Origin of the sequence: Pseudoalteromonas sp. 19-MNA-CIBAN-0066, assembly GCF_040308705.1 — a bacterium.
Classification (GTDB): Bacteria; Pseudomonadota; Gammaproteobacteria; order Enterobacterales; family Alteromonadaceae; genus Pseudoalteromonas; species Pseudoalteromonas nigrifaciens.
This window is the reverse complement of sequence record NZ_JBEONZ010000056.1, coordinates 1-11957: the sequence shown is the minus strand read 5'-3', so window position 1 is coordinate 11957 and position 11957 is coordinate 1. Positions and strand designations below refer to the sequence as shown.

The 11957-nt window shown below is 35.8% G+C and carries 8 protein-coding genes; 7 read left to right on the top strand and 1 reads right to left on the bottom strand.

The window, feature by feature from the left end:
* The first annotated feature begins 92 nt into the window (after window positions 1-92).
* Genes gmtZ through greB form a run of 3 tightly spaced genes read left to right on the top strand, consistent with a single transcriptional unit; the run spans window position 93 to window position 6018 of the window.
* Window positions 93-4901 (top strand): gamma-mobile-trio integrase GmtZ, encoded by a 4809-nt coding sequence (gene gmtZ / locus AAEZ18_RS17500; RefSeq protein ID WP_350595387.1) that lies wholly within the window; start codon window positions 93-95, stop codon window positions 4899-4901.
* Window position 4902: 1 nt separating this feature from the next.
* Window positions 4903-5526, top strand: coding sequence for a gamma-mobile-trio protein GmtX (gene gmtX / locus AAEZ18_RS17495; RefSeq protein WP_013466106.1), 624 nt, complete (start codon window positions 4903-4905; stop codon window positions 5524-5526).
* Window positions 5527-5547: 21 nt separating this feature from the next.
* A complete protein-coding gene (greB, locus tag AAEZ18_RS17490; RefSeq protein ID WP_013466105.1) occupies window positions 5548-6018 on the top strand; it encodes a transcription elongation factor GreB in 471 nt (156 codons plus the stop codon).
* 354 nt (window positions 6019-6372) lie between these two features.
* On the opposite strand, the gene AAEZ18_RS17485 is transcribed toward greB, so the two are convergent.
* Window positions 6373-8241, bottom strand: coding sequence for a hypothetical protein (locus AAEZ18_RS17485; protein WP_010554775.1), 1869 nt, complete (start codon window positions 8239-8241; stop codon window positions 6373-6375).
* Window positions 8242-8823: 582 nt separating this feature from the next.
* Between AAEZ18_RS17485 and AAEZ18_RS17480 the strand changes: the two genes are divergently transcribed.
* The 4 genes from AAEZ18_RS17480 to AAEZ18_RS17465 all read left to right on the top strand — a co-directional run bounded on the left by AAEZ18_RS17480 (window position 8824) and on the right by AAEZ18_RS17465 (window position 11895).
* Complete coding sequence (locus AAEZ18_RS17480; RefSeq protein WP_010554774.1) at window positions 8824-9657, top strand: HNH endonuclease; 834 nt, start codon at window positions 8824-8826, stop codon at window positions 9655-9657.
* Between the two features lie 25 nt (window positions 9658-9682).
* The gene (locus AAEZ18_RS17475) at window positions 9683-10246 is read left to right on the top strand and encodes a hypothetical protein (RefSeq protein ID WP_010554773.1); all 564 of its coding nucleotides are present in this window, start codon (window positions 9683-9685) and stop codon (window positions 10244-10246) included.
* Between the two features lie 237 nt (window positions 10247-10483).
* A complete protein-coding gene (locus AAEZ18_RS17470) occupies window positions 10484-11524 on the top strand; it encodes a nucleoid-associated protein (protein ID WP_010554772.1) in 1041 nt (346 codons plus the stop codon).
* Window positions 11524-11895 carry a hypothetical protein gene (locus AAEZ18_RS17465; RefSeq protein ID WP_350595389.1) on the top strand — a complete coding sequence of 124 codons (372 nt, stop codon included), beginning with the start codon at window positions 11524-11526 and terminating at the stop codon, window positions 11893-11895. Before AAEZ18_RS17470 ends, AAEZ18_RS17465 begins: the two co-directional genes overlap by 1 nt.
* The last annotated feature ends 62 nt before the right edge of the window (window positions 11896-11957 follow it).

Here is an 11957-nt window from a genome sequence, read left to right as displayed (position 1 = left end):
TTGATTGCCGCAGAATATGTTGCACGTTTTAATTTCGTCATTTTTTCACCCAAATTTGTATGCTTATTAGCATAACATTTCTTTCTTAATGGGTGGCCAAAATTACTCTACCACTACAATACGCACTAGCCAAAAAACATGCACAATTGCTTGGTGTAAAAACCTCCAAAGAATATAAACTAAGATATAAAGAAGATCCGCTGCTATTTAATACGCCCAATAAAATCTATAAAAATGAATGGGAAGGTTGGGAGAGCTTTCTTGGCACAAAAAAAGAATTTTACGCTACATTATCTGATGCTAAAAAAGCAATACAAGCACTAGGCGTTACTACAAGGCGAGAGTATAAGAGGCAATATAAATCAGACCCTTTACTAATTAGTGCACCAAATATTTACTATGAAGATGACTGGAAAGGTTGGAGAGATTTTTTTGATACTAATCAAAACTTTTATAGCTCTATTGATCTCGCGGAAAAAGCAGTGAGTGTATTGGGTATCACGACAAGTACTCAATATATGGCACAATATAAACAAGACCCACAGTTGCCATCGGTCCCAGGAATAACTTATTCAAGCGAATGGAAAGGGTGGAAATCTTTTTTAGGTAAGGAAAAAGAAGTATATACTTCGTATAGCTTAGCTCAAAAAGCTGTTATAGATCTTGGAATTAAGACCCAAAAAGCCTACATTTCGTGTCGTAGGAATGATCCCCTACTACCTTTCTCCCCTGACAAGGTGTTTTTTAAAGAGTGGGAGGGTTGGCAGCATTTTTTAAATACATTTGATGAATCCTACTTTGATTTAAGCTCTGCAAAAAAAGCAGTTATATCTTTAGGGATTCAATCTAGTAGTGAATATGTTAAACGCTATAAAGAAGACCCCAGGCTACCAGCGAAACCAACTAGAAAATATAAAGATGAATGGCCTGGCTGGTTTAGTTTTCTAGGAAAAGATATAAAATTTTATGAGAGCTATGAGCTTGCTCAAAAAGCTGCTCTAAAACTAGGTATAACTTCGGTAACTGAATACCGTGAGAACTATCACAACGATCCAATGCTTCCTAGTATGCCTAATAAAAAGTATGCCAAAAGTTGGCGTGGTTGGCCCCACTTTTTAAATAAGACTTACAAATTTTATACTTCTTACGCAGATGCTAAGAGCGCCACTCAAGCATTAGGAATTAAATCTAGCGTCGAATATAAGAAACGTTTTAAAGAAGATTTTCAACTACCATCACAACCAGATAATGTATATGAAGAAGACTGGATAAACTGGGGGGATTTTTTAGGTAAAAAGCTTATACAGTTTTATCTGACATATGAGGAAGCTAAAGTTGCTGTAAAAAAACTAGGGGCCACCACATTAGTTCAATACAAACAAAAACGTTTAGATGATCCAAAACTCCCATCTTGTCCAGACCAAGTTTACTTAAAAGACTGGCTTGGCTGGAAAATTTTTTTAAATACTCCAAAGAAAGAAAAATATTTAACTCTTATTGAAGCTATGCAAGCCACGCAGGCAATGAATATCACTTCCCTGAAAGAGTACAAAAGTAAATATCACTTAGATCCTAACTTACCAGCAAAGCCCGATGGAAAATATTGCAAAGAATGGATTAATTGGCATACTTTTCTAGGAAAATCGCCTAAATTTCATAGCTATGACGAGGCACAGCAGTCAGCTATTAAATTAGGTATCAAAACAGCTGCTGAATATCGAGAAAACTATAAAAAAGACTTGAAGTTACCATCAGTTCCACGACAAATCTATACCCATAGATGGGAGTCTTGGCAAGACTTTCTTAAAGTAGCGAGCAAGTTTTATCCCACTTATACAGAAGCTCATAATGCAGCGAAAGCACTAAAAGTATCCTCTTTGCTAGAATACAAGGCCAGATATAAAGAAGATCCACGTTTAGCTGTAAAACCTTTTGCTTTATACGCAGATGATTGGATAAATTGGATAGAGTTTCTTGGATTGAAAAAGAAAAGTTTTAAGTCTTATGAAGATGCTAAGAAAATTATCCAAACTTTAAATATTATTAGTTTTGCCGATTATAAAAACTGTCCTTTAGCTGATTTGTACTTACCTAAGAATCCTGACAGCTATTACTCTGCTAGTTGGACAAATTGGAAAGATTTTGTCTTACCTGAAATCGTTGATAACTTAGAAATACTCAAAAAAGCATGCAAAATACTTAATATTAGTAACTCGAAGCAGTATCGGGAGGTACAAAAAAAATATAAACAATTACCTTCCAAGCCAGATAAAAAGTTTGAAGATTGGGTTGATTGGTATGATTTATTAAATATCCCCCGGCCATATTCATATGAAGAACTACGTTTAATAGTATTAAAATATAAATGTAAGACTTTAAAAGATTATAAAGATATGCGCACCAAACTACATGATCCGCGAATTCCTTCGTCGCCAGAAGAGACTTATAAAACATGTGGCTGGACAAACGCATATAATTTTCTTGGAACAAATAGACCATATCAAATTAAATATTTTGATCCAAAATGGAAATTTTGGGCAGATTTCATAGTTGAATTTTTGAAATCTGCTAAAGCTGGTGATACAAAGGTCAAAGATTTATGTGAGTTTGTTCGTGAATATATTGAACCTAACAATTATGAAGTATCCCCTTTAGAATTCCTTATAAGAGAAAAAACTAATATACAACCAATGTTAGATTTATTTGAAGAGGAATCTGTTTTACGTAAGAAAAAGTGGTTATTTTCAGTTAATGAGTTTTTAAATTGGACTATTGTTAACTTTTTAACTGTTGAAGACCCTGAAACGGGAGAAATTTCTAGAATTAAAGGAGCAAGAAACCCCTTTGCCCGAATTAACTTTGATGATGAAATAGCACCAGTTTTACTCAATGAAACAAATAAATTAGCTTTGCCTTATCAGTTTGTAAAAAGTGCTAGAGAGTGGATATTTCCTCCTAATGAGATTCAAAATAAGACTAACTATTCAGATCTCAAACACCTCCACAGAACCTCAGCAGATTGGATTCAAATCAATGACCTATCCCTTATTGACACTACAGATCCTGATTGTATTATCAGGCAGGAAGGAGATAAAACATTCCTTTGGCTGCCAATATACTGGACTTATACATATGCATTAATGCAGTTACCTGCAAGAGGAAGACAAATTGTTTATTGTGACTCGGGTGAGGCAGATGCAGAAGTGCCGGATATAAAAAATGGATCAATTATCTGGAAACCAAATCGGAATAAGTTAACGGGTCTAACAAAACAACAAGGTATGATAAACAAAACCAAAGATAATGACTTTGGTGTCCATTATACTTCGAATAAAACTCACTTTAGTGGTGAAGGTTATACCATAGCATTTATGCCAATCGAATTAGCTTATTGGCTCATTAAGTTGAGAAAGTGGCAAGAAAAGTATAACCCCATTTCAAAACCAACAAAGTGGTTTGATTGTAGGCGAACTAATTTAAATGAGGTACAGAGAAAACAAAAAGGGATTAATTGTTTTTTGTTCAGAGGTTATCAAAATGAAGAGCCTGGTTTGTTTGGCTCTCGTTTAGCAAGCCGCCTTGCAGCAGCACTATTTTTTGCTTCGAAAGACCAACTCACTTCTGCAACTTATGCTGGAAAAAGTTTCAAAGAATGTCATCTTCAACTTGAGCAGCAAGAGGGCATTGCTCTTAGCTTATTTAAATCTGAATATACTCCTCACTCTATGCGTGTGAGTTTAATTAATGCATACGTTTATGAGTTTGGTATGCCACTCGAAGTCATCATGAAGCTAGTTGGCCACTCATCTGTTGTGATGTCGATTTACTACTTAAAAAGTGATAAAACGGGAGCTAATATTCGCGAAAAACTGAAACTTGGTGAGAAACAAGCCTTAAGCAATGGGTCGGATACTTTAAAAAGCTTTATTGAATCCCAACGAATTGAAGAATGTAAAAAGCAATTACTTGGAAACAACCCTGAATTTCTGCAGACTTTAAACAATAGTAGACCTGCTTCTAGCTATCTGTTTAAAGACTTTGGAATCTGCCCTGTTGGCGGTGCGTTCTGTAGAGAAGGCGGTGATGCAGTTGCGACAAAGGCAAATATATATCACCCTGTGAATGCAGGTTACCTAGGTGAACAAAATTGTATTCAATGCAGGTTTTTTGTCACAGGTCCAGCTTTTATGATGGGTCTTTCAGCACTTTTTAATGAGGTTAGTCTAGCCGTTAACACTCAATCATATCGCTTTACAAGCTTAGAAGAAGAGCTAAATAATGCAGCTAGTAGAGTAGATGTTATTTCACATGAGTTGTATAAACAAAAAAATCAGCAATTAGAAGATGAAAAGCAACAACTTCAAGCTCTCAGACGCAAATTAAATTCGGAAATTGAAACTAGAGCTAAAAAGTTAGATTTATATATGGCTGATATGAACTCGCTTCATAAGCACCTGACTAATTGTCAAAAGGTAATAAATAACGATAAGCAACAAGGGGATTCAAAGCTTCAGCTAATAGTACCTAATGAGTTTGAAATTAGCTTTGAACTCGATGATGTTAGCAGTTTTCAGCAACTTTCAGAAGTATGTGAGAATGCTGAACTTTATCATAGCTGTAGTGATGAACTAGCAGTTACACGGAGAAGCCAGGCTCTTGATAGGATGTTGCTGAACAATGGAATGAATCCTCAATTTATCTTTCTAACAGAGAAGCAGCAGCTTGCGGTTGGCAACCAAATGACACAGCTTATGCTGTCAAGACTTCAAAGCTGGGAGAAGCTTGATAAGCTAATAAACGGTACTTTAGCTTTAAACGACTTTTTAGAAAAAGAAAGGTTGACCTTGATGGATATTAAATCATTATTCGCAAGTTCAACACCACTAAAACAGGTAGATTAACATGACTGAATTATCGCCTAAAACAGTACATGAACAACTTAAAAAGCAAACATCTTCACGTGTCCAAAGCTCATTAGATGCAATTTTTCAAGTCTGTACAGAACAAAAAGAACGCGGCTTAAATGAATTTGGTTACTCTATTATTGCACGTCTTGGCAAAGGTCGTGGTGTTCCAGCAGCTCAAAGTATACGTAACAAGACAGGAGAACCATACCGAACCTTGATAGCGAGTTTTGCAAACTCAAGCTTACAACCTGATAAGTCAACTATTAGTTTAAATAAAGGAAAAAGCTTCACTTGGATAGAAAAATTAAAAGACCCTGTAGTTAGGCTGCAAGCTAACATTCTCTACTCTCAAAAATTAGCAGCTGAAAAATTAGTAAAGGAGATCGTACCGATTGATCAAGTCATAGAATTTTATGACGGTGGGTCGTCTTCGTCACCAAACTTAAAATTGACTGACTTAGAAAGAGAAGCTCTTGAATACCTCATATCTAAAGAGTTTATGCGCCGAGCAGGTTTGGAAGTGGGGCCAAACGGTAGTATATTATCAAGTAATGATAAAGATAATTTTCTCCCGGTTGCAACTTTAGATGCTGTTAAAAAAGCATTGCAGTATTTGTAATAGTGGGATGGGGCAAACTAATTGTATACCGATCTAATAACGCGTGAAGGATTAGACAAGCTAAATAAAGAGCTTAATTATCTTTGGCGCGACTACAGACCTGAAATAACAAAAAAAGTAGCTTGGGCTGCTAGCCTTGGCGATCGTTCAGATAATGCCGATTATAAAGAAAATAAAAGATTACTTAGACAGATAGATTCTCGAATTAGGTTCCTTAGAAAGCGCATCGAAGCCGTCAAAGTTATTGACTACTCTCCTCAGCAAGCCGGCAAGGTTTTCTTTGGGGCATGGGTAGAGATTGAAAATGATGATGGTGAAACAAAAGCTTTTCGCATAGTTGGCCCTGATGAGATCTATGGTCGTAACGATTACATTTCTATTGACTCTCCTATGGCCAGAGCGATGCTAAAAAAGGAAGTTGATGATGAGTTTCAAGTGAAAACGCCAGTTGGGGTAAAAGAGTGGTTTATTAATAAAATTGAGTATAAGTAAAGAGCTAGTGCAGCTTATGCTATAAAGAGAGTGCTTATATTCCTGCATTACCGCTGAACTTTAGTCATCAAAATCTCCTCTGGAATATAGCTGTTAGTCTGCTTTGAGCGAATAGCGGACGGTCAGGAAAAACTCGTTTTTGGACAGAATGAGTCAACGACTTTTCTAAATTAGCAAAAGATAGATTAATTCAAGTATGGCAAAATCCGCTCGGCAAAAGGTATGACCTGCCCCCAATTAATTCACTAAGTTAAAGATTTAGATCAGATGATTCATAACCTCAAGAAACAGCACAAAGCCTGTGCTGTTTAATTTTATTATGCTCAATTAGTTGTATTGCCCGATATGAATAAGCTACATAATCTCTGGCAAAGGTGGTTTTTCTTTACCTATACGAGCCTTGAAGTTATGAATATCCGTTTCGAAATTTTTGTCTTCTGTTTTTAGAGCAAATTTTAACATACCATCTGTAAATCTAGTTAGGTTCAAATGATTTGATATGCGCTCATGCTTGAGGATTTTTCCATAAAGTAAGTTATGATCTATATAATCAATAGATATAACAGAAACATAATCATTGTATTTTAGGTATCTTGCATTAATTCTTTGCCTATGTGCAAATTGAATCCTACAATAATCTCTTAATATCAACCCACAACTTTCAATTAATTTAGATGAATCGCCAAGCTCATATTTTTGAGCAGAGTTTAATATTTTATCAAAATGATATGACAATGATAAGAAATCTTCCTTACTGAAGTATTTTAATGCATCACTTATTAAAAATTTGTAGTTCTTCTCTTGATTGTCAATTACGTCATTTAGTAAGTTATTTAGCATTTCCTCGTCAAAATTTAAAGTATATGTTTCACTATAAAGTTCTTTAAGAAATTCAATAAAATCCTTATATTCTAGTTGGAAGTCTAGGTTAGGGTTATCTATAAAGTCCAATTCTACTGGGTATGTTTCTGTAGGAACTTGCAGTTTCTTTTTGTTTATAGAATTTAAGTTATATTCAAGATATGCTTCACGTCTAATCGGTGATGTTGAAAGTGTTAGAATGAATTTGTAAGATAGCTCTGAGTCGTTTAGATAAGTGACAATCAAAATGACTGTAGACATAATTTTCTTTTTTAGCAATTGATCAAAGTTGGTGTGCGTCACCATGTTATCAAGCACATTACAAATGGTTTTAATTAGTCTTTCTTTCTGATTGCTACAAAGAAGATAATACATACCATCGACTATATTTTGTACTATTTGAAAAGAGTTGTGAAAGCTCTCGTCTCCGAAAATTAAATCCAGCGCGGTTGAATATGCACCAGATGTTATTTCTGGATAATATTTTAATATAGTGTGGTCATTAATATACTCGTATAGTCTATCATTATCTTTATCATCTAACCTCATCGATGAAAGCTCTTTCCTTCTAGACTTAATCCACTCACCAGCTTTGATTTTTTCATTTATTTTTGTTCGTCTTTTAAAAATCATTGGTGTGTAATCTGGAAGATAATCAGGAGAAATTTTCTCTCCGAAAACTGAAATTTTCATTTCGTTTTGTAAATCATAATTATCTTCAAAATACTCAGTGGACTGAGATATTATAAATCCTATATTATCATAGTGAGAGAAAGGTTTTCCCACGTTACCACTATTTGGTTGAGTCCATGCAGGGAAGGCTGATTTAATTTCCGTTCCTTTGAACTGAATAACTATTTTCATAGTTTTCATTGGTTCATCATTATTGATGTAACCTATGATCTGACCATTACTTCGTTGAGTTATATCTTCATTCTCTAATGCCTCATCAATTGCCTCGATGACAGCATTTCTATCAAAATGCTTAGGGAAAAGAGTTTTCCATAGGTAGCCAGATTTATAATAATCGTCTGGATACATTGTTATTTTAGCTGCTTTACCCGAAAATAAGTCTCTGGGTAGCCTTAACGTGATAACTCCATTGCTAAGCTCTCTAGCGTAATACCAGTATTTGTGAATGTTACTGTTGAAAAAGTGTAAGTGAGAAAGTTCTTTGTTATAATTATTTCTAAAGGTGTTCCATCCGCTACAGGAATGTAAACCACCTCTCAGCACAGTCATATTGTCATCACCTTGCTGAGTTCTTACTACAAAGTTACCTTCATAGACATGCGTGACAGCCTCTTCGCTAAGTCTTAGTTTTTTACCATCTGACTGTATATATTCTTTAATAATTTTCATATTTCAATAAACTTTTGTTAAACACTTGAGATATGATTTGTTAATTGTAATCTTTACTATGAATACTGTTAGGGAGATATACTTACGAATCATATAGTTAGTTGAACCAGAGGAAATTGATGCTTCACCTCCTCCAGTACACTGTGTTGCATAAGGAAAAGTAAGTCAATTGATGCTGAGGAGTAGCTAGTAGAAAAATGTCGAAACTCACAATGAGGTATAAACGAGTTAGTACCAATGACCGCTCATGGCACGTTCCTGAAGCCTGCTGTGAGCGAAAACCGGCCAGTCAAGAATTATGATGCATTAAGTCAAAATTTTACCCTTTTGGCTTTTAGCCTGAATAGTAAATTCACTTGGGCAGTATTGGTTTATTGAATTGAACTAAGTGTCTATTTTAGCTTTACAGTTTAAATTTACCCTCAAGATGCTATGAATTTGTGAGGTTACCTTTTCATGGTCAAAAATTTAACCACATGATGGTATTGCTGTATGCTAAACGATAGTTAGTTGACCACTACAATCCTGTAAGTCAATAGTATCCGTTGGAGACCTTATGAATATTATAAAAGAAGAAACTTTATGATACAGCTCAGTGAACTTAGGCCATCTGGGAAGCAGCGTGTTTATGATATTTTAACCGCATTAGAGTTTGATATGGCTGATTGGAGTGAATCACTTACCAATAAAGAGCGTAGCCCGTCGTCAAATCCAAAATATTGCTATAATTGGTCTTTTGTTCGTGATGATAAAAAAGTCATTGTTCTCTTTTTGTGGTATGAAGAAATGCGAATTATCAACGGGAGAATCTATCAAGAGCATAGCTTCAAGAAGTATGCTGAGGAGCAAGAAAAGGGGAGAAAGAAACGTTCGCTTGAAATTGACTATGCGATAGGGTTGGCATATGAGAAGAAATTATCTATTGATGTTGTAATATGCCAAGGAAACGAAAATACTAAAGGGGTTCTTAAAAGAGAACTGGATCAAGAAAAGTGGTTTGTGACTGGTTATGATGACAAAACTGGAGCTTGCATTATCGAAAGAGGCAACAGCTACCAACCTTCTAAGCTTGCTGACCAGTTTGATGCGAACAATATTAAAAATCCAAAATACGAATACGAAAAGTATGGAGTTGAGTATGCCCGTTCAAGTGTTATACGAAGAAAAGTATTGCTACGATCAAATGGTAAGTGTGAGTACTGTTTATCAGATGGATTCATTACAAACAGCGGCGATAAATACTTGGAAACACACCATATCCTCCCTTTAAGTCAAGGCGGCGATGATTCATTTATAAATGTTATTGCACTATGTCCTAAAGACCACCGAAAGGCTCATTTTGAAAAAGACTCTTTTCTAACTCAGGAAAGTTTGAGCAATATAGTGAAAGCAAAGCTTACAGTTGGGAACTGCTAAAATTTTATAAGGAATCGATCTTAGCATGGAAAAATTATTGATCGGAATAGCTGGTGTCTTTGTAGGGGCTTTACTAACTATCCTCAGAGAATTTTTTAATGAATGGCGCTCAAAAAGGAATGATGCTCGATATTTAGCTGTAAGAGTTTCGTGCCAGCTAGACCATTTTATTTCAGGGTGTTTTGAGGTGGTATGTGACAATGGAGTGGAAGATCAGCAAGGTTGCTTAGTGACAAATAGTAAAACACCTACTATCGACTTAGATGGTATAGATGGAAAGTGGCAGTCAATGAGGTTTGACTTGATGTATAGAATATTGGACTTGCCTAATCGCCTTAACTACGCAAAAGAAGTTATTTCCATAGCAGCGGAATATGGTGATGGAGCACCTGATTACAGAGATGCTTTTAGGGCTAGGCAATATCAATATGCACTTCTTGGAATTGAGGCCAATGAAATAGCAGAAACTTTGAGGAGTAAATACTCAATGCCAAAAAAATGTTACGAAACTTGGAACCCATTAGAGAGGTTTATTGAAAAAAAAGCTGAGATTGATGCAATCGAGAATAATAGAAAGTGTAGCAGTTAATATTATAAATTTTGGATTTTTAAAAAGTTCTGTCGTTAAGGCTAACTTGACGAAGTCCGACTTAGAGCGAAAAGCGGTCTTTGATAAAACTTCTTACCTGCCCCATGTCGCTTATTAGGGCTTGCTTTGTGTAGGCAAAACAATTTAAAGTTTGAATGATTTAGATTCATATAAAGCAAGGATTAGCTTTTCTCTTCTCTTTTGAAAGTTCCTTGTCCAAAAATAAACAGGCGATGTATGGCAATTAAACACGTAATTATTCATGTTGTAAAACGTGACAAAGATGGTGAACGACTTTCAAAGCAACTCAGGAATAATGAGAATAGCACGCAAGGAATGACAGCACAGCTAACGGACGGATTGTTGGAACTTTTTTCAAATGCTCATCTCAATATCGGCGAATTTGGTGTAGATGGAGATAATGAAGTTGAACCTGCCTTTGAGCAGAAACTAAAAAAGTACTACGACGATGAATGTAAATGTTCTGACTTTATTGCTATGACAAAAGAATTGGCGAACAAATATGAAAGTGTCATCGTAGGTGATCAACTACATTCTGTTAAAGGCGGTTATCTGGTGTTTTATCAATATGAAAGAAACGATGATGATTGGTTGGCTGTAGCTATTTTGAATAAAACCGAAGGCATCGATGTAGCAGCTAATCTGGAAGTTGTAGCCAGTGAAATCTTAGATTTGAAAAGGCTTCATTTAGGAGCCGCTATCAACCTTACTCAATGGAAAAGTGAATTAAGCACAAGATATGTTCGCTTCCGAACAGGCTTAGCAGCCGACGTGAGAGATTATTTTGAAAAATTTATCGGGTGTCAAAGAGATAAGCTGGCAGCAACTGTTGAAACCAAGAAATTAAAAAGTGCTATACAAGATTACGCAAAGAACGCTTGTGGCATGGACGATGATGTCGTGTCACAAAAAGTTGCACAAGCGCATGATTACATTAAAGAGCAACAAAAACTTGGGAATCAAGTCCAATTGAGCCATGTATCAAATCATGTTTTTCCAGATCGTGCAGATGAATTTGCTAGGCAGGCGAAAGAAATACATGATTTGCCTGAAGAGCTTGCTATTGACGCAAAGGTACTAAAAAGCTACAAAAAACTTTCTGGTAGAGGAAAGGGTATTGCGATTAGCTTTGATAGAGGTATGCTAAACACCACTGTAAAATATGACGATGGAGAGCTTACCTTTTCAGAAATCCCTGACTCTTTGCGTGCAGCGATTGAAGAAGAGCTAGAAGACGATCTTGGTCAAGATAACTAATGAGCACCCAAATTCTCGACGCATATGCCGTAGTTTTCGCTGCACTTGATGAAAAAGAACTTCAAGACGGTGAATTTAAAGGATGGCTTCGTCTTACACCACAACTAAAAGATAAGTTGGAGTTACTAGCTGATGCGGGATTAACTACAGGTTCGTACGACTTTAATAAAGATGGGAAGCCCTTTTCTAGCGCAAACCTCAGCCAACTTAAGCCAGCACACTTTGAAAATAATATACGATTTTACATCGAGCTAACCGCACAACAAATCAAGTCAGACTATTCAATTTGTTCTGAATGGAATGAACTTCTGGCTAATGAGCTACGTGTAAAATCACCAGTTAAATATATTTTTTTCGTAAACGTCCGGTGATCATCACCTAGATATTGATATTCCAAGGCAATAATTGTTCTATGTCTGGCTCAGGCTGACAA

What these genes read in the sequence shown, in the direction of transcription:
- gmtX (WP_013466106.1), top strand. Translation starts at nt 4,903, where the DNA reads ATGACTGAATTATCGCCTAAAACAGTACATGAACAACTTAAAAAGCAA.
- AAEZ18_RS17485 (WP_010554775.1), bottom strand. Translation starts at nt 8,241, where the DNA reads ATGAAAATTATTAAAGAATATATACAGTCAGATGGTAAAAAACTAAGA.
- AAEZ18_RS17480 (WP_010554774.1), top strand. Translation starts at nt 8,824, where the DNA reads ATGATACAGCTCAGTGAACTTAGGCCATCTGGGAAGCAGCGTGTTTAT.
- AAEZ18_RS17475 (WP_010554773.1), top strand. Translation starts at nt 9,683, where the DNA reads ATGGAAAAATTATTGATCGGAATAGCTGGTGTCTTTGTAGGGGCTTTA.
- AAEZ18_RS17470 (WP_010554772.1), top strand. Translation starts at nt 10,484, where the DNA reads ATGGCAATTAAACACGTAATTATTCATGTTGTAAAACGTGACAAAGAT.
- AAEZ18_RS17465 (WP_350595389.1), top strand. Translation starts at nt 11,524, where the DNA reads ATGAGCACCCAAATTCTCGACGCATATGCCGTAGTTTTCGCTGCACTT.